Annotated in this window: 23 protein-coding genes; 7 read left to right on the top strand and 16 right to left on the bottom strand. The window is 69.1% G+C overall.

Annotated features, from left to right (window positions below):
- Nucleotide 1: 1 nt before the first annotated feature.
- The 3 genes from AL072_RS03950 (at nt 2) to AL072_RS03940 (ending at nt 4,372) form a co-directional block, all read left to right on the top strand.
- Nucleotides 2-2,503: a helicase-related protein gene (locus AL072_RS03950; RefSeq protein ID WP_045581423.1), complete on the top strand. Its 2,502-nt coding sequence runs from the start codon at nt 2-4 to the stop codon at nt 2,501-2,503.
- 192 nt (nt 2,504-2,695) lie between these two features.
- Entirely contained in the window at nt 2,696-3,139 is a 444-nt protein-coding gene (locus tag AL072_RS03945; RefSeq protein ID WP_045581424.1) for an RNA-binding S4 domain-containing protein, read from the top strand.
- Between the two features lie 114 nt (nt 3,140-3,253).
- On the top strand, nt 3,254-4,372 hold the full coding sequence (locus AL072_RS03940) for a Tim44 domain-containing protein (protein WP_045581425.1): 1,119 nt from the start codon (nt 3,254-3,256) through the stop codon (nt 4,370-4,372).
- Between the two features lie 94 nt (nt 4,373-4,466).
- Here the strand turns inward: AL072_RS03940 and AL072_RS03935 are convergent, their stop codons facing one another.
- The 16 genes from AL072_RS03935 to AL072_RS03860 all read right to left on the bottom strand — a co-directional run bounded on the left by AL072_RS03935 (nt 4,467) and on the right by AL072_RS03860 (nt 20,021).
- Nucleotides 4,467-5,534 carry an ABC transporter ATP-binding protein gene (locus AL072_RS03935; protein ID WP_045581426.1) on the bottom strand — a complete coding sequence of 356 codons (1,068 nt, stop codon included), beginning with the start codon at nt 5,532-5,534 and terminating at the stop codon, nt 4,467-4,469.
- Nucleotides 5,535-5,618: 84 nt separating this feature from the next.
- Nucleotides 5,619-6,803, bottom strand: a complete 1,185-nt coding sequence (locus tag AL072_RS03930) for an extracellular solute-binding protein (RefSeq protein WP_200909776.1) — start codon at nt 6,801-6,803, stop codon at nt 5,619-5,621.
- Nucleotides 6,804-7,032: 229 nt separating this feature from the next.
- Entirely contained in the window at nt 7,033-8,652 is a 1,620-nt protein-coding gene (gene dnaA / locus AL072_RS03925) for a chromosomal replication initiator protein DnaA (protein WP_045581427.1), read from the bottom strand.
- A 611-nt stretch (nt 8,653-9,263) separates the two neighbouring features.
- Entirely contained in the window at nt 9,264-9,524 is a 261-nt protein-coding gene (gene rpsT, locus AL072_RS03920) for a 30S ribosomal protein S20 (RefSeq protein WP_045581428.1), read from the bottom strand.
- 186 nt (nt 9,525-9,710) lie between these two features.
- Complete coding sequence (locus tag AL072_RS03915; RefSeq protein WP_045581429.1) at nt 9,711-10,487, bottom strand: enoyl-CoA hydratase; 777 nt, start codon at nt 10,485-10,487, stop codon at nt 9,711-9,713.
- A gap of 112 nt (nt 10,488-10,599) precedes the next feature.
- On the bottom strand, nt 10,600-11,055 hold the full coding sequence (locus AL072_RS03910; RefSeq protein WP_052709946.1) for a hypothetical protein: 456 nt from the start codon (nt 11,053-11,055) through the stop codon (nt 10,600-10,602).
- Nucleotides 11,056-11,068: 13 nt separating this feature from the next.
- Nucleotides 11,069-11,911, bottom strand: a complete 843-nt coding sequence (mutM, locus tag AL072_RS03905) for a bifunctional DNA-formamidopyrimidine glycosylase/DNA-(apurinic or apyrimidinic site) lyase (protein WP_045581430.1) — start codon at nt 11,909-11,911, stop codon at nt 11,069-11,071.
- A gap of 213 nt (nt 11,912-12,124) precedes the next feature.
- A complete protein-coding gene (gene pip, locus AL072_RS03900; RefSeq protein ID WP_045581431.1) occupies nt 12,125-13,075 on the bottom strand; it encodes a prolyl aminopeptidase in 951 nt (316 codons plus the stop codon).
- Nucleotides 13,076-13,208: 133 nt separating this feature from the next.
- On the bottom strand, nt 13,209-13,985 hold the full coding sequence (locus tag AL072_RS03895; RefSeq protein ID WP_045581432.1) for a succinate dehydrogenase iron-sulfur subunit: 777 nt from the start codon (nt 13,983-13,985) through the stop codon (nt 13,209-13,211).
- A gap of 26 nt (nt 13,986-14,011) precedes the next feature.
- Nucleotides 14,012-15,796, bottom strand: a complete 1,785-nt coding sequence (gene sdhA, locus AL072_RS03890; RefSeq protein ID WP_045581433.1) for a succinate dehydrogenase flavoprotein subunit — start codon at nt 15,794-15,796, stop codon at nt 14,012-14,014.
- Nucleotides 15,797-15,801: 5 nt separating this feature from the next.
- The gene (gene sdhD / locus AL072_RS03885; protein WP_045581434.1) at nt 15,802-16,197 is read right to left on the bottom strand and encodes a succinate dehydrogenase, hydrophobic membrane anchor protein; all 396 of its coding nucleotides are present in this window, start codon (nt 16,195-16,197) and stop codon (nt 15,802-15,804) included.
- 10 nt (nt 16,198-16,207) lie between these two features.
- The gene (gene sdhC / locus AL072_RS03880; RefSeq protein ID WP_045581435.1) at nt 16,208-16,597 is read right to left on the bottom strand and encodes a succinate dehydrogenase, cytochrome b556 subunit; all 390 of its coding nucleotides are present in this window, start codon (nt 16,595-16,597) and stop codon (nt 16,208-16,210) included.
- 275 nt (nt 16,598-16,872) lie between these two features.
- The gene (locus AL072_RS03875; RefSeq protein ID WP_045581436.1) at nt 16,873-17,136 is read right to left on the bottom strand and encodes a hypothetical protein; all 264 of its coding nucleotides are present in this window, start codon (nt 17,134-17,136) and stop codon (nt 16,873-16,875) included.
- A 95-nt stretch (nt 17,137-17,231) separates the two neighbouring features.
- Nucleotides 17,232-18,014: a class I SAM-dependent methyltransferase gene (locus AL072_RS03870; RefSeq protein ID WP_158511040.1), complete on the bottom strand. Its 783-nt coding sequence runs from the start codon at nt 18,012-18,014 to the stop codon at nt 17,232-17,234.
- Between the two features lie 152 nt (nt 18,015-18,166).
- Nucleotides 18,167-19,336: a dual-specificity RNA methyltransferase RlmN gene (gene rlmN, locus AL072_RS03865; protein ID WP_045581438.1), complete on the bottom strand. Its 1,170-nt coding sequence runs from the start codon at nt 19,334-19,336 to the stop codon at nt 18,167-18,169.
- A gap of 127 nt (nt 19,337-19,463) precedes the next feature.
- The gene (locus AL072_RS03860; RefSeq protein WP_052709947.1) at nt 19,464-20,021 is read right to left on the bottom strand and encodes an invasion associated locus B family protein; all 558 of its coding nucleotides are present in this window, start codon (nt 20,019-20,021) and stop codon (nt 19,464-19,466) included.
- Between the two features lie 259 nt (nt 20,022-20,280).
- Here AL072_RS03860 and AL072_RS03855 point away from each other — a divergent pair, with 259 nt between their 5' ends.
- The 4 genes from AL072_RS03855 to AL072_RS03840 all read left to right on the top strand — a co-directional run bounded on the left by AL072_RS03855 (nt 20,281) and on the right by AL072_RS03840 (nt 23,612).
- Nucleotides 20,281-20,655: a response regulator gene (locus tag AL072_RS03855; RefSeq protein WP_045581439.1), complete on the top strand. Its 375-nt coding sequence runs from the start codon at nt 20,281-20,283 to the stop codon at nt 20,653-20,655.
- A 106-nt stretch (nt 20,656-20,761) separates the two neighbouring features.
- A complete protein-coding gene (locus AL072_RS03850; RefSeq protein ID WP_045581440.1) occupies nt 20,762-22,438 on the top strand; it encodes a response regulator in 1,677 nt (558 codons plus the stop codon).
- 153 nt (nt 22,439-22,591) lie between these two features.
- Nucleotides 22,592-22,840 carry a DUF1272 domain-containing protein gene (locus AL072_RS03845; protein ID WP_045581441.1) on the top strand — a complete coding sequence of 83 codons (249 nt, stop codon included), beginning with the start codon at nt 22,592-22,594 and terminating at the stop codon, nt 22,838-22,840.
- A 118-nt stretch (nt 22,841-22,958) separates the two neighbouring features.
- Nucleotides 22,959-23,612 carry a glutathione S-transferase family protein gene (locus AL072_RS03840; protein ID WP_045582525.1) on the top strand — a complete coding sequence of 218 codons (654 nt, stop codon included), beginning with the start codon at nt 22,959-22,961 and terminating at the stop codon, nt 23,610-23,612.
- The last annotated feature ends 55 nt before the right edge of the window (nt 23,613-23,667 follow it).

The following is a 23,667-nucleotide window of genomic DNA, read 5'->3' as shown; positions in this document are numbered from 1 at the left end:
TGTGGTCGCCGTGCTGGGGCCGACCAACACCGGCAAGACCTATCTGGCGATCGAGCGCATGCTCGGCCACCGGTCCGGCATGATCGGCTTCCCCCTGCGCCTACTGGCGCGGGAGAATTACGACCGCATCGTCAGGATCAAGGGACGGAATGCGGTCGCGCTGGTGACGGGGGAGGAGAAGATCCTGCCGCCCAATCCCTCCTATTGGGTCTGCACCGTCGAATCGATGCCGCTGGACCGCGCGGTCGATTTCCTGGCGATCGACGAGATCCAGCTCTGCGCCGATCCCGAGCGCGGCCACATCTTCACCGACCGGCTGCTGAACGCCCGCGGCATGGTCGAGACCATGGTGCTGGGATCCGATTCGATGCAGCCGATGATCCGCCGGCTGGTGCCGAAGGCGGAATTCGTCAGCCGGCCGCGCTTCTCCCAGCTGACCTATGCCGGCTACAAGAAGCTGACGCGGCTGCCGCCGCGCTCGGCGGTGATCGCCTTCTCCGCCACCGACGTCTATGCCATCGCCGAGATGCTGCGGCGCCAGTGCGGCGGTACCGCGGTGGTGCTGGGCGCGCTCAGCCCGCGCACGCGCAACGCCCAGGTCGGGCTGTATCAGGCGGGCGAGGTGGATTACCTGGTGGCGACCGACGCCATCGGCATGGGGCTGAACATGGATGTCGACCATGTCGCCTTCGCCCGCATCGTCAAGTTCGACGGCTTCGCCCCGCGCCGGCTGCGCCCCGCCGAGGTGGCGCAGATCGCCGGCCGCGCCGGCCGCCACATGCGCGACGGCACCTTCGGCACCACCGACGAGGTGGGGGAGCTGGATGCCGAGCTGGTCTCCCGCGTCGAGAACCACGAGTTCGAGACGGTCAAGACGCTGTCCTGGCGCAACAGCAACCTGCGTTTCGACACGCCGGGCTTCCTGCTGAAGTCGCTGGAGGAGCGGGCGCCGATTCAGGAGTTGAGCCGGGTGCGCGAGGCCGACGACCATCTGGCCTTGCAGGCGCTGGTGCGCGACGCCGGGATCCTCGATCTGGCCAAGGGCCGCGACGCCGTGCGGCTGCTGTGGGAGGTCTGCCAGGTTCCCGACTTCCGCAAGGTGCTGTCCGACGCCCACACCCGGCTGCTCGGGCAGATCTTCCGCAGCCTGCGCGGCCCCTCGCGCCGGCTGGACGACGACTGGGTGGGCAAGCAGATCGCCCGGCTCGACCGGACCGAGGGCGACATCGACGCGCTGGTCGCCCGCATCGCCCATATCCGCACCTGGACCTACATCTCCAACCGGCCGAGCTGGCTGAAGGACCCGCTGCACTGGCAGGAGCGCACCCGCGCCATCGAGGACCGGCTGTCCGACGCCCTGCATGACCGGCTGACCCAGCGCTTCATCGACCGCCGCTCGGCGACGCTGGCCCGCACGCTGAAGGACGGGCGCTCGCTGCTGGGCGGCGTGCGCGCCGACGGCGAGGTGGTGGTGGAGGGCCATGTGGTCGGCCGGCTGGAGGGCTTCCGCTTCGTCCCCGACGCGCCCGACCGCTCCGACGAGGCCAAGTCGCTGCTGACCGCCGCCCGCCGGGCGCTGCGCGACGAGCTGGCCAAGCGGCTGCGCGCCTTCGAGGCCGAGCCGGACGAGGTCTTCGCGCTCGGGCCGGACGGGGTGCTGAGGGTGGCCGGCGAGGCGGGCGGGCTGCCGGTGGCGCGGCTGGCCGCCGGCCCGTCGGTGCTGGCGCCGCTGGTGGTGCCCTTCGACGACGGCATGCTGGATCAGGCCCAGCGCGAGCGGGTGCGGGCGCGGCTGGACCGCTGGCTGAAGGGCCACATCGCCGGGCGGCTGAAGCCGCTGTTCGCGCTGTCCGGTGTGGAGGGGCTGTCGGGGGCCGGGCGCGGGCTGGCCTTCCAGCTGGTGGAGGGGCTGGGGGTGCTGCCGCGCGGGCCCGTCGCCGCGATGGTCGAGCGGCTGGAGCGCGAGGACCGCAAGGCGCTGACCGGGCTGGGCGTCCGGCTCGGCGTGTCGCATCTTTATCTGACGGCGCTGGCCAAGCCGGCGGCGGTGAGCCTGCGCGCCCTGCTGTGGGCGGTGGCCAAGGGCCATCCGCTGCCGGTCCCGGTGCCGCCGCCCGGCCGGGTGTCGGTCGAGGCGGCATCGGGGAAGGAGGGGCCGGTGAAGGAGGGCGGCGCCCCGCCGGCCTTCTGGGAGGCGATCGGCTACCCGCTGGCCGGCGGGCGGGCGCTGCGCGTCGACATGCTCGACCGGCTGGAGACCGAGCTGCTGACCGCGGCCAAGGCCAGCGCGCCGGTCCGCGAGGTGGCGCTCGGCCAGCGCGTCGGCCTGTCGGCGGAGGAGCTGGGGGCGGTGCTGGGCGGGCTCGGCTATGTCCGGATGGTGGCGGAGGACGGCGCGGTGAGCTGGAAGCGCAAACGGCCGCCGGGGCCGCGGACCAGGCGCGAGACGCCGACCAGCGAGGACCACCCCTTCGCCAAGCTGCGGCTGTTGTCGGGGATGTGAGGGGGCTGGGGCCGGTTGCCCCCTCCCCAACCCTCCCCCGCAATCGGACGGACCTCCGGTCCGCCGAGAGCGGGAGAGGGAGCAAGTGCCGGAGTGGCGGCAGTTCCCTCTCCCAGCGCAGGTGGGGGAGGGGTAGGGAGGGGGCATGACGACCCTGCAAATCATGAACGGAAGCAACGGACGGAAACGCCCATGAGCAATACCGGCAGCAAAACCGACACCGACAGCGACGACGACACCCCCGGCCGGCTGCGGATCGACAAGTGGCTGTGGTACGCGCGGTTCTTCAAGACGCGCAGCCTCGCGGCCAAGCTGTGCAACGGCGGCGGCCTGCGGCTGTCGGGCGCGCCGGTGACCAAGGCCCATGCGGCGGTGAAGCCCGGCGACGTGCTGACCTTCGCCCAGGGGCGGCACATCCGCGTCATCAAGGTGGTGGCGCTGGGCAGCCGGCGCGGGCCGGCGCCGGAAGCCCAGGCGCTGTACGAGGACCTCGCCCCGCCGGTGGCGGAGGAGCGCCTGCAGGATCCCTACCGCGCGCCGTTCCAGCAGCCGGGCGCCGGCCGTCCGACCAAGCGCGACCGCCGGGCGATCGACGCGCTGCAAGGGGACGGGATGATGCAAAGTGAGACCGATTAGGCCGTGATGCGGATAATCGCTCGAAAAAAGTGAGACCGCCTCTTAAACGGAGGCGGGACCGCCCCCATCTGGGAAGGCTGGATAACCGACCAGATGCGACGAGCGAGCACGATCATGAGCGAGAAGACCCGACCTTCGAGCCTTTCCGCCACTTCCGAACAAGGCGCCAGGCGTGGCGCCCGGGCGGCGACCGCCGTGGCGGTTGCGCTGGTGATGGCGCTGGCCGCCGGCACCGCCGACGCCCGCGCCGGCAAGAGCAGCTCGGCCGGCAGCCGCGGCAGCCGCACCACCGAGGCTCCGGCCGCCACCAGCACCGCCCCCAACGCGGTGTCGCCGATGGAGCGCTCCGCCGCCCCGGCGGCGGCGCCCGGCATGCAGCGCCCCGGCGCCGCGGCCAATGCTCCGGCGGCGGCTCCGTCGCGCGGCTTCTTCGGCGGCGGCTTCATGGGCGGCGTGATGGGCGGCCTGATCGGCGCCGGCATCGGCGCGATGCTGTTCGGCGGCGGCTTCTTCGAGGGGCTGGGCAGCTTCGCCGGCATCCTGGGCTTCATCCTCCAGATCCTGCTGGTCGTCTTCCTGGTCCGGCTGGCGATGCGCTTCTTCCGCAACCGCTCGCAGACGGCGAACGCCGCGCGCACCGGCAGCCCGCTCGGCGGCGGCCCGCTGGGCGGCAACCCGCTCGGTGGAGGCCAGCCGGCCTATGCCGGCGGCCCGCTGAACCGCGATGCGGCCGACGTTCGTCACAACCCGATGGGCAACGGCCCGCTGGGCGGTGGTATGGGCAGCGGTCCGGCCGGTCCGGCCCAGCGCCGTCAGGCGTCGGACGAGATCGGCATCCAGCCGGCCGACTTCGAGGCGTTCGAGCGGCTGCTCGTCACCGTCCAGACCGCCTACGGGCGTGAGGATGTCGATGCGCTGCGCGCCGCCACGACGCCGGAGATGCTGTCCTACTTCACCGACGACCTGACCGAGAACCGCAACCGCGGCGTGGTCAACAAGATCAGCGACGTCCGCCTGCTCCAGGGCGACCTCGCCGAGGGCTGGCGCGAAGGGGTGCAGGAATACGCCACCGTCGCCATCCGCTTCTCGCTGATCGACAGCACGGTCGAGCGCACCGGCGGCCGGGTGGTCGACGGCAACCCGACCCAGCCGGTCGAGGCGACCGAGCTGTGGACCTTCGTCCGCCCGCGCGGCGGCCAGTGGCAGCTGTCGGCGATCCAGCAGGCGAACTGACCGTCTCCTCCGCCCTGAAACGCGAAACGCCCCGGCCGGTCGGCCGGGGCGTTTTCGTTTGCGCGGGAGGCGGGGAGGGAAGGCGGGAGAGGGGTCAGCCGGCCGGCAGGGCGACCGCGTCGGCGGCGCGGAAACCGAGGGTGACGGTCTCGCCGGGGACGAAGGCCGGCTCCTGGCCCAGATGCGGCATCTGCACCGTCAGCCCGCCATCGAGGAAGGCGTTGACGAAGGCGCCCTCGAAGTCGCTGTGGCTGACGCGGGCGTTCAGGCTGTTGTCGCTGCCGCCCGCCCCCGGACGGTCCGGGGCCAGCCGTTCGGGCCGGACGAACAGGGTGGCGCGGTCGCCCGCCGCCAGCCCGCGCGGGTTGCGCCCGCGCAGGCGGCCGAATTCGGTGTCGACCACCGCCCAGCCCTCCGCCGCCTCCGCCACCGGGCCGGCGAAGCGGTTCGATTCGCCGACGAAGGACGCGACGAAGGCGGTTTCCGGATGGTCGTAGATGGTCTTGCCGTCGCCGACCTGTTCCAGCACGCCGCGCGACATCACGCCGATCCGGTCGGACATGGTCAGCGCCTCGCCCTGGTCGTGGGTGATGTAGATGAAGGTGACGCCGGTGCGCTTCTGCAACTCGCGCAGCTCGGCCCGCATGTGCTGGCGCAGCTTGAGGTCGAGCGCCGACAGCGGCTCGTCCAGCAGCAGCACCGCCGGCTCCACCGCAAGCGCGCGGGCGATGGCGATGCGCTGGCGCTGGCCGCCGGACAGGTCGGTCACCCGCTTGTCCGCCGCGTCGGGCAGCGCCACCAGCTCCAGCAGCTCGGCGACGCGGCGTTTGCGGTCGGCCGACGGCACGCCGCGCACCTCCAGCCCGAAGCCGATGTTGTCCGCCACCGTCATCAGCGGGAACAGGGCGAGGTTCTGGAAGATCAGCGCGGTCGGCCGCCTGTTCGGGCCGATCCCGCGCATGTCGGCGCCGCCGATGCGGACCGTGCCCGAGGTCGGCTCCATGAAGCCGGAGACCATGCGCAGGATGGTGGTCTTGCCGCAGCCCGACGGCCCGAGGAAGCTGAAGAACTCCCCGGCCCGGATGGTCAGCGACACGTCACGCACGGCGACCGTGTCGCCGAAGCGCATGGTGACATGGTCGAGTTGGACGTCTTGGCTCATGGGTCCTTGTCGTCTGCGGATATCTTCTCCCTCTCCCCGGGGGGGAGAGGGGATCTTTCGCATGGCGGGAGAGGGAGCCTCAGGTTACGCCGCCAGGAAGCGGTCCTGGTACTCGTTGCGGATGGAGACGTACCACGCCTCCTGGATCGGCCACCACCACAGCTTCTGCAGCGCGTCGCCCGGATAGGCCTCGGCGAAGAACTGCTTGTTCAGGTCGGTCAGATGGGCCTCGGCGCCGACCGCGGTGCTGGAGATGCCGGAATGGTTGGTGTACAGCGCGCCGGCCTGCGGCGTGTAGAACCAGTTGATCCAGGCGTAGGCGTTCTCCAGGTTCTCGGCCTTCTTCGGGATGGCGAAGCCTTCCATCCAGGCGAGCGCGCCTTCCTTGGGCGCGACGAAGCGGACCGGCAGCCCTTCCTTGCGCAGCGCCACCGCGGTCGAGTCCCAGGTCTGGCCGATGACGCAGCCGTTGGCGCGGAAGGCGCCCTGGGCCTCGTTCTCGTTGGTCCAGAACTGGGCGACCGACTTCTTGTTGGCCGCCGCCACCTTCAGGATGGCGTCGAAGTTGGCCCGCGCCTTGGCCTCGTCCTTGAACTGGTCGCGGACGGGGTGCGGCAGCTTGCCCTGGCTTTCCAGCCACAGCGCGATGCCGATCAGCGAGGAATGGCCGCGCACCGTCACCTTGCCGGCATTGGCCGGCGCCCACAGATCGCCGTAGCCGGCGGTGCCGTAGGCGAGCGGCGCCTTCTTCATGTCGTAGGCCAGCGCCTCGGTCCCCCAGTCGGCCGGGGCGAAATAGCGCTTGCCCCCGACGACGCCGCCCATCCCGGCAGAGCCCTCGACCGCGGATTTCAGGCAGCCGTCCCACTTGACCTTCGATTCGTCGATCGGCTGCACCAGCTCGAACTCGACATAGTTCGGCACGCGGTCGACGGTGGGATGGATGATGTCGAAGCCGGCGCCGCCGGTCGCCTTCAGCTGGTTCAGCAGCTCGTCGTTGGTGCCGTATTCGGTCAGGGTCGCCTTGACGCCGGTCTTCTTCTCGAAATCGGCCAGCATGTCCGGGCTGATGTAGCCGGCCCAGGAGAAGATCTTGACCGAACCCGACGCGGCGCGGCCCTCGCGCAGGATGAAGGGACCGACCGAGGCGACGCCGGCCGCGGCAGCGGCGCTCTGCAGCAGCAGGCGGCGGCTGAAGCTCCTGGCGGCGCGCTGGGTCTCGGCGCTTGAGCGCTGCGACTCGGTCCTGGCGTGATCGGTCTTGGACATGATGTCCGGTCTCCCTGGCTCTTGGATGGCGTTCAGGCTGATGGCGTTCAGGCGGGCAGGCGCGGCGGCGGCCGGCATGCGGCCCCGCTCGCAGTCCCGCTCAAGGCGCGAAGTGTGCCTGAGGCGAAAGCGGTCCGTCCACGGCCGAAGCGGCACACAGGCCAAACTTCATAGAGCCGTCACATGAGCCAGGGCGCTGGAAACGGGGGAGGGGGACCGGGGCGGCGGGTCAGCTTTCCAGCATCCGCCGCAGCAGCTCGACATCCTCGGCGAAGGAGGGGTCGGTGGCGCGCAGCTCGTCGACCTTCTTGACGGCGTGCATGACCGTGGTGTGGTCGCGGCCGCCGAACTTGCGGCCGATCTCCGGCAGCGAGCGGGCGGTCAGCTGCTTGGCCAGATACATGGCGATCTGGCGCGGGCGGGCCACCGCGCGGGCGCGGCGGGCGGAATGCATGTCGGCGACGCGGATGTTGTAATGCTCGGCGACGCGCTTCTGGATCTCGTCGATGGTGACGCGGCGGTCGTTGGCGCGCAGCAGGTCGTGCAGCACCTCCTGAGTCGTCTCCAGCGAGATCGAGCGGCCGACCAGCTCGGCATGGGCGACGATGCGGTTCAGCGCCCCTTCCAGCTCGCGCACGTTCGACGTGATCTTGTGGGCGAGGAACTCCAGCACCTTCAGCGGGATGGTCGCCTGGAGCGCGTCGGCCTTGGCCTGGAGGATGCCGAGCCGCAGCTCGTAGGTGGTCGGGTGGATGTCGGCGACCAGCCCCCAGCCGAGCCGCGAGCGCAGCCGCTCCTCCATCCCTTCCAGGTCGGATGGGCTCTTGTCGGCGGAGATGATGACCTGCCGGTTCTGGTCGACCAGCGCGTTGAAGGTGTGGAAGAACTCCTCCTGCGTCGAGTCCTTGCCGCTGATGAACTGCACGTCGTCGATCATCAGCACGTCGACCGAGCGGAACTGCTGCTTGAAGGCCATCGTGTCCTTGAAGCGCAGCGCCCGGATGAACTGGTACATGAACTTCTCGGCCGACAGGTAGAGCACCTTGCGGTTCGGGTCGTTCTTGCGGATCTGCCAGGCCAGCGCATGCATCAGGTGGGTCTTGCCCAGCCCGACGCCGCCATAGAGGAACAGCGGGTTGAAGGTCACGGCGGTCGCGTCGGCGACGCGGCGTGCCGCGGCGTGGGCCAGCTCGTTCGGCTTGCCGACGACGAAATTCTCGAAGGTGAAGCGCGGGTCGAGCGCGGCCGACAGGTCGGAGCGGTCCTCCAGGATTGCCGGAAGCGCGTTCGGCGACTCGTCCGACGCCCCGCCATAGGAGGCCGAGGTATAGACGGTGGAGGGCGCCGACGAGTGCGCCTGGGCCCCGTTGCCGTAGAAGCCGCCGCCGGAGTCCGAGGGCTGGCGCGACGGCGCCTGCCGGGAGTCGGAGGAGCGCTGATCGGAAGAGCGGGGGTCGGGGAAGCGCGAGTCCGACGAGCGGGACTCGAAGGACCGGGAGTCGGGGGAGCGGGACTCGAAGGACCGGGGTTGCGGCGGATCGCGGTCGTCGTCGCGGTCGTCATTGTCGGCGACCAGCGCCGGCGGCGGGTTGGTCGACGCGACGATGACGTCGATCGACTGAACCTCCGGATTCTCGCCGGACCACAGCGCGCGGATGCGGTCGGCATAATGGGTCAGCACCCAGTCGCGCATGAAGCGCGTGGGCACGACGATGCACACCTCGCCGCCGACAAGGCTGGCGACGGACAGCGGCTGAAGCCAGCTCCGGAAGGCGATCTCGCCCACCTCTTCCTTCAGGCGTCCGCGAATGCGCGCCCACTGCTGATCCAACGACACGCCGACCGACATGCTCCCTTACTCCCGCTCCTACCCCCCGGCCGGATCCCCTGCCGGGACGGCGCGGGATCCTCCCGCGACCGGAACCGCCGCGCACCGCAAAGCGGCCGCAAGGGGGCTGTCCGTCCGGCACAGGATGTCCTGGCCGCCCGTCCGATCCTATCCGGATCAGCCCGGACAGGAACGCCCCCAACGGAACACCATATCTGAAAAGCACGCGCATCAGGCGGCGGGATCATAAATCCCTGCCCAGACGCGACAGCTTGTAAGTAAAAGAAGATCGTGCGATCGACCGGGACTCAACAAGCCCTGATCCGGCGTAAGACCTTCAGTAATTCACTGCTGTGTTCAGCCGGACACAGAGTGTTGCATCACCCTTATTCGTACGGCCGAATGGAGCAAAAGTCTAACGATCCGTCCGAAATCTGGCAATGGGACAGATGGCGAACGGGCCAAAAAGATAAAAACACTCGTACCAACCATAAGACCGATCCCGAATCTCATAAGAAAGCCTGAGAACAATCTAAGACAATTGTCGAGCATCCACATATTTACTTTAAACGCAAAAAGCCGCGCCCCGAGTCACGGGCGCGGCTTTTTGAAACCGGCAGATGAAGACTCTATCAGAGAGCCTTGATGGCAGCCGACAGACGCGACAGCTTGCGCGACACGGTGTTCTTGTGCAGCACACCCTTGGACACGCCGCGCATCAGTTCCGGCTGAGCGGACTTGAAGGCCTCGGCGGCGGCGGACTTGTCGCCGCTCGAGATCGCGCCCTCGACCTTCTTGATGAAGGACCGGATGCGGCTGACGCGGGCACGGTTGACTTCCGTGCGACGCTCGGTCTGACGAATGCGCTTTTCAGCGGACTTATGATTGGCCATGAGAAACCCTACTCCGAACGACACGGCTGTCGTGATGCGAGCGCGCCTTATACGCGGCAGCGAACCACGAGTCAAGGCGTGGACGCCCGATGATTTCGACTAATCGTACGGTGACGACATCTTGATGGGATCTGGTCCGTCCCCCGCAAGATGCGGGGGACGGCAGGGACGGCGGGGTCCGACGACTCAGCGATTCTTCCAGGCGGCCTGACGCTTCTCGGCGAAGGCGGCCATGCCTTCCTTCTGGTCTTCGGTGGCGAAGGTCGAATGGAACAGGCGGCGCTCGAAGCGGACGCCCTCGGCCAGCGTGGTCTCGTAGGCGGCGTTGACCGCCTCCTTGGCCATGGCGATCACCGGCTGCGACAGCGAGGCGATCTTGGTGGCGACCTTCACCGCCTCCTCGACCAGCTCGGCGGCCGGGACGACGCGGCTGACGAGGCCCGAACGCTCGGCCTCGGCGGCGTCGATCATGCGGCCGGTCAGCACCATCTCCATCGCCTTCGACTTGCCGACGAAGCGGGTCAGGCGCTGGGTGCCGCCGGCGCCGGGGATCGTGCCGATGGTGACCTCGGGCTGGCCGAACTTGGCGGTGTCGGCGGCCAGGATGAAGTCGGCCATCATCGCCAGCTCGCAGCCGCCGCCCAGCGCGAAGCCAGCCACCGCGGCGATGGTCGGCTTGCGGCACTTGGCCAGCCGCTCCCACTTCGCGGTGATGAAGTTGCCGTTGTAGACGTCCATGTAGGAGAAGCCGGCCATCTCCTTGATGTCGGCACCGGCGGCAAAGGCGCGCTCCGACCCGGTGACGACGATGGCGCCGATGGCGGCATCGGCCTCGAAGGCGTCGAGCGCCGCGCCCAGCTCGGTCACCAGCTGGTCGCACAGCGCGTTCAGCGCCTTCGGACGGTTCAGCGTGATCAGGCCGACCGGGCCGCGGGTCTCGACGAGGATGGTTTCATACGACATGGTTGCAGCACTCTCCCGATGGGGCGAGCCCGGTTGCGTCCGGGACTCGTGGTTGTCCGATGGATGGGTGTCCGGCGAAGGAGCCTCGCGAGTATGGCGGGTGGTCCCGCCGTCAGCGCGGTGTCAAAGTGAAGCGGACGGCCATGCCGGAAGCCGGCTTGGCGGTGGTGGCTTGGGTGGTTTGGGCCGCCCGCGGGAATTCCAGCCGCAGTTCCTCGCCGTCGCGGACGAAGACGCGGTCGGCGGTGCGGCGCCAGCCCAGCTGCGGCAGGGTCTGGTCGTAGAAGGCCAGCACCGCCTGACGCGGCACCGCCCCCGACAGCACCGCCTGGACGATCCGCCCGCCCGGCTTGTCGAAGACCAGCGGTTCCGATTCGGCCGCAGCCAGCCCCGGCATCACCGGCACGTCGGCGAATCCGGGGACGAAAGGCCCGGACCCGGCGGGTGCGGCCTCGGCGGCCTCGGCCAGGGAAATGGGAACGAGGAAGCTCCCCAGGCCCGCGACCGCGGGGCCGGCAAGGAGGAAAGCGGCGGACGCCGCCCGGAGCATGGCCGGTAGAGCCGTCATGCCCCCAGCTATATCACCGTTGGCGCGCCGCACAAAAGAAAGTCGAGCGGCCCGACTGTACAATCCGCTGAACGCCTCCGGTCCGGGCGCGGTCGCAGTCGCAGCCGGGGCAGCCCTCGCCCTCGCGGTCGTAGACGGCGAACTGGTGCTGGAAATAGCCCAGCTCCCCCGACGCCTGCCGGTAGTCGCGCAGCGAGGAGCCGCCGGCGGCGATGGCGCGTTCCAGCACCTCGCGCACCGCGACGGCGAGCCGGTCGGCCTCGGCGGCGGTCAGGCTGGCGGCGCTGCGGGTCGGCAGGATGCCGGCCTGGAACAGCGCCTCCGCCACATAGATGTTGCCCAGCCCGGCGACGACGCTCTGGTCGAGCAGCGCCGCCTTGACCGGCGTCGCCTTGCCGGCCAGCCGGCGGGCGAGTTCGGGGCCGGAGAATTCGTTGCCCAGCGGCTCCGGCCCCAGGCTGCGCAGCATCGGGTGGTCGTCCAGCGCGTCGACCACCGTCAGGTCCATCAGGCCGAAGCGCCGCGCGTCGTTGAAGGTGACGATGGTGCCGGCGTCGGTCTCGAACACTACATGATCATGCTTGCCGAAGGCTTCGGGCCGTTCCGGCGCGATGATCATCCGGCCCGACATGCCGAGATGGGCGATCAGCACGGTGCCGTCGTCCATCTCCATCAGGATGTATTTGGCGCGGCGCCGCACCGAGCGCACGAGGCGCCCGGTCAGCCGCTCGCAGAAGCGCGGCGGGAAGGGGGTGCGCAGGTTCGGCCGGCGCTGCTCCACATGGACCAGCCGCCGGCCTTCGAGATGCGGGGCGAGGCCCCGGCACACCGTCTCGACCTCGGGAAGCTCAGGCATCGGCAGAGTGTGGGGTGGGTGGGGGACGGGTACAAGGGCGAGTGTCACAGCCCTCTCCCGCCCCGGGAGAGGGAGGGGACCCGCGCCGCAAGGCGGGGGGAGGGTGAGGGGGAGTCCAAGAAACCATGCGCTTCCGGATTCTTGCACTGCCCCTCACCCTTCCCATGCTTCGCATGGGCCCCTTCCCTCTCCCGGGACGGGAGAGGGAGGATCTCACCGGTATTCCTTGAAGCGCTCGGTCGCCTGGATCAGTGCGGCGCGGATGCCGGGCTCCATGGCGGAATGGCCGGCGTCGGGGATGATGCGGTAGTCGGCTTCCGGCCAGGCGCGGTGCAGCTCGTCGGCGGAGATCACCGGGCAGACGACGTCGTAGCGGCCCTGGACGATCACCGCCGGCAGGTGGCGGATGCGCTGCACGTCGCGCAGCAGCTTGTCCTCGGGCGTGAAGCGGTTGGAGCGGAAGTAATGCGCCTCGATCCGCGCCAGCCCCAGGGCGTGGCGGTCCTCGCCGCTGGCGGCGATCAGGTCCGGCGACGGCAGCAGGGCCGAGCAGCTGCCCTCATAGACGCTCCACACCCGCGCCGCGGCCATGCGCACCGCCGGATCGGAGGAGTCGAGCCGCTTCCAGTAGGCCTCCAGCAGGTCGCCGCGCTCGGCCTCCGGGATGTGGCCGGCGAAGGCCGCCCAGGCTTCCGGGAACAGGACGCGCATGGAATAGAGGAACCAGTCGATCTCGCTCTTCCGCATCAGGAAGATGCCGCGCAGGATCAGGCCGAGGCAGCGCTCCGGATGGGTCTGCGCATAGGCCAGCGCCAGGGTCGAGCCCCAGGAGCCGCCGAACAGGTGCCAGCGCTCGATCCCCAGATGGGTGCGCAGCGCCTCGATGTCCTCGACCAGCGTTTCGGTGGTGTTGGCGCGGGTCTCGCCGAGCGGCGTTGAGCGGCCGGCGCCGCGCTGGTCCATCACGATGATGCGGTAATGGGACGGATCGAAGAAGCGCCGGTGGGTGGGCGAGGCGCCGGCGCCCGGCCCGCCATGCAGGAACATCACCGGCACGCCGCGCGGGTTGCCCGCCTGCTCCCAATAGACCGTATGAATCCCGTCGACGGCGAGCCTGCCGGTCTGGAACGGGTCGATGGGCGGATAGAAGTCGCTGCGGGGCATGGGCGTCGGTCCGATGATGGGACCGTGAGTGTAGAGGAGCCGCCGGGGCTTGCGCCAGCCTGGAAACGGGCCGCAAAGAAGAAGGGCGCCCCCGTCGGGAGCGCCCTTTGCGATGCAAGTGTCCTGTCCGCGATCAGCGGCGCACGACCATCAGCTTCTTGATCTCGGCGATGGCCTTGGCCGGGTTCAGGCCCTTCGGGCACGCCTTGGTGCAGTTCATGATGGTGTGGCAGCGGTAGAGACGGAACGGATCCTCGAGGTTGTCGAGGCGCTCGCCCGTCATCTCGTCGCGGCTGTCGACGATCCAGCGATAGGCCTGGAGCAGGATCGACGGGCCGAGGTAACGGTCGCCGTTCCACCAGTAGCTGGGGCAGGAGGTCGAGCAGCAGAAGCACAGGATGCACTCGTAGAGGCCGTCCAGCTTGGCGCGGTCCTCCGGCGACTGCAGCCGCTCGCGGCTCGGGGCCGGCGACTGCGACTGCAGCCACGGCTTGATCGAGGCGAGCTGGGCATAGACGTGGTTCAGGTCGGGGACCAGATCCTTCACCACCGGCATGTGCGGCAGCGGGTAGATCTTGACGTCGCCCGGCACGTCCTCGATCGCCTTCAGGCAGGCCAGCGTGTTCGTGCCGTCGATGTTCATCGCGCACGAGCCGCAGATGCCCTCGCGGCAGGAGCGCCGGAAGGTCAGCGTGCTGTCGACCTGGTTCTTGATGTAGATGATCGCATCCAGGATCATCGGCCCGAACTTGTCCAGGTCGACGACATAGGTGTCGACATGCGGGTTCTGGCCGTCGTCCGGGTTCCAGCGGTAGATCTTGAAGGTCTTGGCCCGCTTGGCGCCGCTGGCGACGTTGACGGTCTTGCCGACGCCGACCTTGGAGTTGGCTGGCAGGTTGAATTCAACCATGGCTGTTATCCTTTATCCGGCGGGCCTTAGTAGACGCGGGCCTTCGGCGGGAAGACGTCGACCTCGTCGGTCAGGGTGTACATGTGGACCGGGCGGTAATCGATCTTCGTCGCGCCGTCGTCGCCGACCCAGATGACGGTGTGCTTCATCCAGCCCTCGTCGTCGCGGTTCGGATAATCCTCGCGGGCGTGGGCGCCGCGGCTCTCCGGACGGTTCTGGGCCGAATGAAGGGTGGCGACGGCCTGGCCCAGCAGGTTGTCCAGCTCCAGCGCCTCGACCAGATCGGAGTTCCAGACCAGCGAGCGGTCGGAGATCGCCATCTCGTCCTTCTTGGCATAGACGGCGTCGATCTTCTTCACGCCCTCGTCCAGGACCTCGCCGGTGCGGAAGACGGCGCAGTTGTTCTGCATCGTCCGCTGCATCTCCAGCCTGAGGTCGGCCGACTTGATCGAGCCCTTGGCGTTGCGGATGCGGTCGAAGCGCTCCAGCGCCTTGTCGGTGCTGCTGTCCTTGACCGACGGGGCCTTGCCCGGCTCGACGATCTCGGCGGCGCGGATGGCGGCCGAGCGGCCGAACACCACGAGGTCGAGCAGCGAGTTGGAGCCCAGGCGGTTGGCGCCGTGGACCGACACGCAGGCCGCCTCGCCGATCGCCATCAGGCCGGGGACGACCTGATCGGGGTTCTCGGCCGTCGGCGACACCACCTCGCAGCGGAAGTTGGTCGGGATGCCGCCCATGTTGTAGTGGACGGTCGGCAGGACCGGGATCGGCTCCTTGGTGACGTCCACGTTGGCGAAGATCTTGGCCGTCTCGGCGATGCCGGGCAGGCGCTGGTGGATGATCTCCGGCGGCAGATGCTCCAGGTGCAGGTGGATGTGGTCCTTGTGCTCACCCACGCCGCGGCCCTCGCGGATCTCGATGGTCATCGAGCGGGACACGACGTCGCGGCTCGCCAGATCCTTGGCCGACGGGGCGTAGCGCTCCATGAAGCGCTCGCCGTTGGAGTTGGTCAGGTAGCCGCCCTCGCCGCGCACGCCCTCGGTGATGAGGCAGCCGGAGCCGTAGATGCCGGTCGGGTGGAACTGCACGAACTCCATGTCCTGCAGCGGCAGGCCGGCGCGCAGCACCATCCCGCCGCCGTCGCCGGTGCAGGTGTGGGCCGAGGTCGCCGAGAAGTAGGCGCGGCCGTAGCCGCCGGTCGCCAGCACGACCAATTGGCCGCGGAAACGGTGCAGCGTGCCGTCGTCCAGGTTCCAGGCCAGCACGCCCTTGCAGACGCCGTCCTCCATGATGAGGTCGAGCGCGAAGTATTCGACGAAGAACTCCGCCTCGTGCTTCAGCGACTGCTGGTAGAGGGTGTGCAGGATGGCGTGGCCGGTGCGGTCGGCGGCGGCGCAGGTCCGGTAGGCCTGGGTCTTGCCGTACTGCGCGGTCATGCCGCCGAAGGCGCGCTGGTAGATCTTGCCTTCCGGCGTGCGCGAGAAGGGAACGCCGTAATGCTCCAGCTCGATGATCGCCGGGATGGCCTCGCGGCACATGTACTCGATGGCGTCCTGGTCGCCCAGCCAGTCCGACCCCTTGACGGTGTCGTACATGTGGTAGCGCCAGTCGTCCTCGCCCATGTTGCCGAGCGCGGCCGAGATGCCGCCCTGCGCCGCCACGGTGTGGGAGCGGGTCGGGAACACCTTGGTGATGCAGGCGGTCTTCAGGCCCTTTTCGGCCATGCCGAAGGTGGCGCGCAGCCCGGCGCCGCCGGCGCCGACGACGACGACGTCATAGGTGTGGTCGATGATGGTGTAGGCGGTCGCCATGGTCGTCAGGCTCCGATGAAGATCTTCACGACGGCGAGCACGCAGGCCGCCGCCAGGGCGAAGGACAGGAACTTGACGGCGACGATCAGCGCCAGTTTCTGCCATTCGGCATGCACGTAGTCCTCGATGACCACCTGGAGCCCGGACTGGGCGTGGTGGAAGATGACCACGGCGGTCAGGATCATCATCACGGCCGAGAAGGGCGACTTCATCCAGGCGATGAACGCGGCGTGGTCGGCACCCAGGTGACGGATGACACCGAAGACGAACCAGACGGTCAGCGGGACCAGCGCGATCGCGGTCAGGCGCTGGTGCCACCAATGTTCGGTGCCGTGCTTGGCGGAACCCAGGCCGCGCGCGATCTGCAGCGGCGAGCGGAGGGTCTTGCTATTGGACGCCATGTCTATCTCCTCACCACGCGGCCAGGCCGACGATCCAGGTCAGCACGGTCAGCGCGGCCGTCGCGATCAGCACGATCCGGTTGGCGCGTTCGGCATCGGGCAGCTCGAACGACTTGCCGGCGTCCCACACCAGATGGCGCATGCCGTTGCACAGGTGGTAGTACAGGGCCGCGGACCAGCCGAACATCAGCAGCAGGCCGAAGAAGGACCCGATGAAGCCCTGCGCGCGCGCGAAGGCGTCGGGGCCGACGGCGGCGGCGACCAGCCACCAGGTCAGCAGGAGGGTGCCCACAGCCAGCCCGACGCCCGTGATGCGGTGCGTGATGGACATGACTGCGGTCAACGGGAGTTTGTAGACTTGGAGATGCGGGGAGAGCGGCCGACCGCTGCCGTTTGCCATTGCGTCGTCCTCTGTTCGCGGCCGGTCGCGGCGCAACATGACGATTGCCGCGGCGGCTGGGTGGTGCGTGCCCTTTTGGGACGGTTCTCCGTCCTATTGGTTGGCGCAATGAATTACGCTCACGCAGCAGCCGAGTCAACGGCGGGGGGCCGCCGAAAGTGCGGGTGTGACGATTTTGGCGCAATGCGGGAAGTGGCTGAAAAGAAACGGCCTTCCAGTCCTGTGGTATTACCAGCGAAAGCGGCCAGTTGGAGACGTCCCCGCTTGCGGTTCCGCTACTTGTCGAAGCGGCGCACGTTCTCGACCATCATCGAGTACATCTGCGTAATCAGTTCCGCCGGACGCAGGCGGCCGAACGGAATGTTGTCCTTCGCCCATTCGACCAGCCCGGGCGGCGGCTTGACCGGCGCCACCTCGTACCCCGCCTTCTTCAGCGCCGAGGTCACCGATTTCGCCTGCTTGACGTAATCCTCGTTGAAGAAGGACTTGTCGGCGTCCTTGATCGCCTTGGCGATGATGTCCTCGATGGGGGCGGGCATGCCGGTGCCGGGGCCGTGTCTGGTTGGCGGAAGTGGCGACACCCTGTCACAGACGGCGGGGATGGCGCAATCCGGTCGCGCCGCCGATCCGCCGATCAGGCAGGCACGTCGCCCGCCTGCATCCGGGCGAGAATGTCCTGATGGTCGCGCAGAGCGTGGCGGAAGGGAGAGCGCATATGGTCCGACATCCGCTCCATCGCCTTGGCGTGCAGCCGGTCTGGATCGCCCAGCAATGCGGCCAGCGCGTGGATTTCCGCCATTCCGTAGGCGCAGCGCCGCGGTTTGGACCGCAGAAGGAAATGCATCGATCCGGCGGTTATCAGTCCGCGCCCGTGCCGGCGCGCGATCAGTTCCAATCCTTTGCGGCTGTAGAAGAAGACATGCTGGCCGTTGCTCTCGCCGAAATAATACCAGCTCCGGTCCTGTCCGCCGTAGAGTTCGGTCGTGACGATCAGGATGTCCGGATCGAAGGCGAACAACGCCTCGGTATCGCGCGCCGGATCGGGCAGATGCTCCAGCACCTCGAAGGCGGTGACCACGTCCGCCCGCTCCACCCCCGCCTGTTCGGCGGAATGGAAGGGCACATAGAAGTTCGGCGTATAGGGCTCGTGCAGGAAGACGTTCCAGCCGCGGTCCCGCATCATCCTTGCGAACAGGCCGTTGCCGCCGGCCCAGTCGAGACAGACGGCGCCTGCGCCGACGCCGAGCATCGACAGGATCAGGTCCACCCGCATCGACAGGTCGAGGCTGCGGGCGACGATGCCGACATCGGTCAGCGGACGCGGGTCGGCATAGGCGTCGGCCAGCCAATACGGCTTTTCCGTCTGCATCGATCCGCAGCCCGTGCATTCGAAGAAGCCGGCCGGGTGACGCCCCATCAACAGCATTTCGAACACAGGCCTGCTGTCGGCGCCGCACAGGCGGCATGGCACCGGCGCCGGGACTCCTTGTCCGCTTCCCATTGCCCTGCCGTCCGCGACCATGGTCCGGCGCTCCCTCGCAATGCCCTGCAGACCGCCGGGCCCCTTCGTCACGACACCAGCGCCGCGTCCTTCTCCGCGATGACGGCGGCGATGGCGGCGCGCTCGGCGGCGGTCATGCGCAGGCTGGCGCTCTTCAACTGGCCGCAGGCCGCCATGATGTCCTCGCCGCGCGGGGTGCGGACCGGGCTGGCATAGCCGGCGTTGTTCACGATGTCGCCGAAGACCTGGATCGCCCGCGCGGTCGAGCGCTCGTAGGGGGCGCCCGGCCATTCGTTGAAGGGGATCAGGTTGATCTTGGCCGGGACGCCTTCCAGCAGCTTCACCAGCGCGCGGGCATCGGCCGGGCTGTCGTTCACCCCCTTCAGCATCACATATTCGAAGGTGATGCGCCGGGCGTTCGACAGGCCGGGATAATTGCGGCAGGCGTCCATCAGCTGCCGCAGCGGGTATTTGCGGTTGATCGGCATGATGATGTTGCGCAGCTCGTCGGTCACGGCGTGCAGGCTGACCGCAAGGTTGACGTTCAGCTCCTGCCCGCAGCGCTCCATCATCGGCACGACGCCGGAGGTCGACAGCGTGATCCGCCGCTTGGAGATCGAGATGCCGTCGCCGTCCATCACGATCTTCAGCGCCTTGGCGACGTTGTCGTAGTTGAACAGCGGCTCGCCCATGCCCATCATGACGACGTTGGACAGCATGCGCCCGTCGGGCGGCGCCGGCCATTCGCCCAGCATGTCGCGCGCCAGCATCACCTGGGCGACGATCTCCGCCGCGCTCAGGTTGCGGACCAGCAGCTGGGTGCCGGTGTGGCAGAAGCGGCAGGTCAGGGTGCAGCCGACCTGCGAGGAGACGCAGAGCGTGCCGCGGTCCTCCTCGGGGATGTGGACGCTCTCCACATCCTGGCCGTCCGGCATGCGCAGCAGCCATTTGCGGGTGCCGTCCGCCGATTTCAGGTCCGTCACCACCGTCGGCCGCGCCACGACGTGCGACTCAGCCAGCTTCTCCCGCACCGGCTTGGCCAGCGTGGTCATCTCGGCGAAATCGGTGGATCCGCGATGGTAGATCCAGTGCCAGAGCTGGCGGGCCCGGAATTTCTCCAGGCCGATCGACAGCATCTCGGCTTCCAGCTCTTCGCGGGACAGGCCGACAAGGTTCTTGCGTCCGTCGGCAGCGGTTGCCGGCAGAACGAAGGCGGAGGCATGATTGGAGGCGCTCATGGCCCCACTACATAGGGCCATGCGGGCATGGAGTCAAAAGACCAAGTGAAAAAAGACCCAGCGGGCAGCTATGCCGATCGGGGGGCCGATATGGGGCCGACCGGCCCCATAAACCGGTGGGCGCCGCTCAGCGCTTCACGCCGCAGGCCTCGTTGATCGCGTCATAGGCCTGGGACACGCCGTCCAGGCTGTAGGTGTCGGTGGTCCTGGTGCCGCGGCCGGACACCCCCTTGACCACCATCTGCCTGCCGCCGCGCAGCGCGGCGGTCACCGCACGGTCGGATTCGGCGTCGCGGGCCCAGGCGGTCTCGCCGTCGGTGAACAGCGTGAATGCCTTGCCGTCGATGGAGACGTCGCCGTCGCTGCCCTTCCTGAACGGATAGCCGACGATGATGCTGACGACGTCGAAGGTCTTTTCCGCCGGGCGGTGGGTGACCAGCGCGTAGATGTCGCCCCGCCTGGCCTTCGCCGGCTCCGTCTTCTTGGGCTGGCTGGAGATGTAGCAGACCTTGCGGCCGTTCTCCTCGAACGCGAAGGCGTTCCAGTCCTTGAAGGTGCCGAGATGGCGCGGGTCGGCCGCGGCGGCGGACCCGGCGCTCAGGCCGGCTGCGAGAAGGGCGGCGGAGAAGACAGAACCGGCAAGGGCGGCCCCGGCAATTCGGCGGACGGCGTTGGGAAGCAACATCGGTCTTGCGTCTGCTCGTTGTTGATCCGTGGGGTGCGCGCGGACACTACCCCAAACGAACGGCCCATTCCAAGGCCGGCGGGCCGCGGCCGGCCTGTTTCTCACAGGTCTCCCGCATGGTTCCCCGCCAGTGTCCGGCCCGCGCACCGCATGGCATTTCGCCGCGCAATTGTGGCAATTTCGCAGTACAAGCTGGATCCTGGCGAAACAGAAGGGACCGGCCGCAGCCTCGGCCGGTACGAAGGCGGCGGAACGCGGCATGGCCAAGTTGCTGGTGGTGGACGACGATCCGGTCACGCGCACCCTGGTCCGCGCGATCCTCGACCGCGAGGGGCACGAGCTGACGCTGTGCGCCAGCGCCCCGGAAGCCATCGGCATCCTGTATGTGGAGCGCTTCGACCTCGTCCTGACCGACATCATCATGCCCGGCCATGACGGGTTCGAGGTGATCAAGGCCGCCCGGTCCCTGCGCCCGGAGATGCCCGTCCTCATCCTGTCGGCCATCGACGACAAGGTCCCGCCGGAGCTGACCGCCGCCGCCTTCGCCAGGCTGGGCGTCGCCCGCGTCATCGCCAAGCCGGTCAACCCGTCCCTGCTCGCGATGGAGGTGGCGGACGCGCTGGCGGCCCGCTGACCGGCGGGCTCCGCTCCGGCAGCCCGGTTGCGCGAGGTTGAATGAATATGCGGATCGGATTACTTTGGCGGACGCGCATCGCGCAGGCGCAACCGCTGGGAATGACATGCTCCACGACGATGCACGGCCGGAGACGGCCGGACCGGTCGCAAGACCGCCCTTCAGGGTCCTGGTCGTCGATTCCGACCCGTCGCTCCCGGCGACGGTGCAGGCCGCGCTCGACGGGCTGTCGATCGACGGCGCCGGGGTGGTTCTGCTGGGCGCCACCTCCGCCGCCGCCGCGCGCGAGGCGTTGCGGCAGCATCCCGACACCGCCCTGATCCTGCTGGACATCGCGCTGGAAAGCGAGCGGGCGGGGCTGGAGCTGGTTGCCCATCTGCGGCGCGAACTGGGCAACCAGCGCACCCGCATCGTCGTCTGCACCGGCGATGCCGGCCCGGCGGGCGGCTCCGATCCGGCCTCCGCCCCTGCCTCCGGTATCGAGGACGAGGCGATCGCCGCCTACGACATCGGCGACTGGCGCGCCAAGGCGGAGCTGACGCCGCGGGCATTGCGCGCCGCCGTCGCCGGCCAGCTGCGCACCTTCGCCAGCCTCCAGGCGCTGGCCGCAGGGCGCAAGGGGCTGGCCCGCATGCTGGTCGCCACCACCGGCCTCCTGGAGATGCGCACCCCCGACGTGCTGTTTCCCAACATCCTGCCGCGGGTGGTCGGGCTGCTCGGCATCGGCCACCATGCGCTGCTGTGCATCCAGGGCGATACGCTGCCGCGCGACCGCAAGATCCGCGTGCGCGCCTCCACCGGCCGCTTCGCCGGATGGAAGGACGTGGAGGTCGCGGAGCTCGGCGAACCGCGGGTGGAGGCGGCGCTGGAGCGGCTGTCGCCCGGCAGCGAGACGATCATCGAGCCGGATTTCTGCGCGCTGCGCCTGCGCGCCAACGGCGGCATCACCGGCATGATCTATGTCGAGGGCCGCAACGACGGCACCGCGCGGGAATGGCAGCTGCTGGAGCTGTTCCGCAACAAATGCTCGATCGCCTTCGAGAACGCCCTGCTGATCGAGGAGCTGAACACCTCGCAGAAGGCCACCGTGCTGGCGATGGGCGCGCTCGCCGAATACAAGGACAATGCCGCGACCGGCCATCTCCAGCGCATCGAGAAGCTGGTCGGCGCGCTCGCCCGCGAGCTGCACCGGCGCGAGAAGTTCCGCGACGAGCTGGACGCCGACTTCGTCGAGAAGGTCGGGCTGGCGGCCCTGCTGCACGATGTCGGCATGCTGAGCGTGTCGGACGAGACGCTCGGCATGCCGGGGGAGCTGACCGGCATCGACATGCAGATGATCCAGCGCCACACCGAGATCGGCCACCGCATCCTGTCCGAGGCGGCGGTGCCGCTGCGCGGCCGGTCGCTGCTGTCCATCGCGGCGGAGATCGCGCGCTACCATCACGAGCGCTTCGACGGCTCGGGCTATCTGGAGGGGCTGAAGGGCGACGCCATCCCGGTCAGCGCCCGCATCATGGCGGTGGCCGACGTGTTCGACGCGCTGATCACCAGCCGCCAGTACCGCGGCGCCTGGCCGGTGGAGGAGGCGATCTCCTGGATCGTCGAACGGGCGGGCCGCGATTTCGACCCCGACGTCGTCGACGCCTTCGTCCATGTCGTCCGCCGCTTCCAGACCGACGATCCCGGCTGGTTCCCCAAGGCCGGCGGCGGCCACGGCATGCTGGGCGGTGTCATCGGCCGCAAGCTGCGCGCCCTGTTCGGCCGCCGCGCCGAGGCGATGTAGGCGGCCCGCCGGTCCGGAGGGCGGGGGCGGGGCGGGAGAGGGGATGCGGTTTGGCAGGATCTTCACGCCCAACGGCAGTCGCGCCACTCTCCGCCCGCCGCATTCTCCGCTATCCTCGGCGCCTTCCACAGCCCCTTGGCCGAGTGACCGCCCATGCTGGACCTGCGCCCCAACTGCGAATGCTGCGACCGCGACCTGCCGCCGGAGTCGATGGACGCCTACATCTGTTCCTTCGAATGCACCTTCTGCGCCGGCTGCCGCGCCCGGCTGCCGGGAGAGCGCTGCCCGAACTGCGGCGGGGAGCTGGTGCGGCGGCCGATCCGCCCGGCGGCGAAGCTGGCGGCCAACCCGCCGTCGGCCCTGCGCGTGGTGAAGCCGCAGGGCTGCGCGGCGGTGGACTGAGTCACCCCGGAATTGCGCGCGCTGCCGCTGGCGTTCGCCGGGCAAATCGGCCAGAGTGGTGGCGCCGCTCCCGAAAACCGTCCCCGAAAACGGCTTGGAGCGCAGGGACCGCCGCCGCATGCTCATGCTCTACAGCTTTCCCACGCCCAATGGGCACAAGGCCTCGATCCTGCTGGAGGAGCTGGGGCTGACCTATGCCGTCCACCGGGTCGATCTGGCCGCCGGCGAGAACAAGCGCCCCGACTTCCTGGCGATCAGCCCGATCACCAAGATCCCGGCGCTGGTCGAGCAGCTGCCGGGCGGCCGGGTGCGGCGCCTGTTCGGCTCCGGCGCCATCCTGCTGCATTTCGCCGAGCGCACCGGCCGCCTGCTGCCGGAGGACGAGGACGAGCGCGCCGAGGCGATGAGCTGGTTCATGCTCGGCGTCAGCGACCTCGGCCCCACCGCCATCGACATGCAGCGCTTCGCCGCCCGCGCCCCCGACCGGCTGCCCCACGCCATCGACCTGTACAAGGGCGACCTGATGCGCTGCTATTCGGCGCTGGACGAGCGGCTGGGCGCGGCGGAGCATCTGGCGGGCGCCTCCTATTCCATCGCCGACATCGCCTGCTTCCCCTTCATCGCCGTGGCGGCGGCGGCGGGCGGCGGCGGGCTGCTCGACCGCTTCGCCAACCTGAAGCGCTGGCACGACGCCGTCGCCGCCCGGCCGGCGGTGCGGCGCGGCATGGCCGTCCCCGAGATGTCCGTCCCGGAGATGGCCGTTCCCGATTAGGCTTCGTCGTTTCCCGGCAGAGCGTTCCCATCCCTCCCCGAACCGTGCCCGCCGT

Origin of the sequence: Azospirillum thiophilum (assembly GCF_001305595.1) — a bacterium.
Classification (GTDB): domain Bacteria; phylum Pseudomonadota; class Alphaproteobacteria; order Azospirillales; family Azospirillaceae; genus Azospirillum; species Azospirillum thiophilum.
This window is presented reverse-complemented; position numbering and strand designations above follow the sequence as displayed.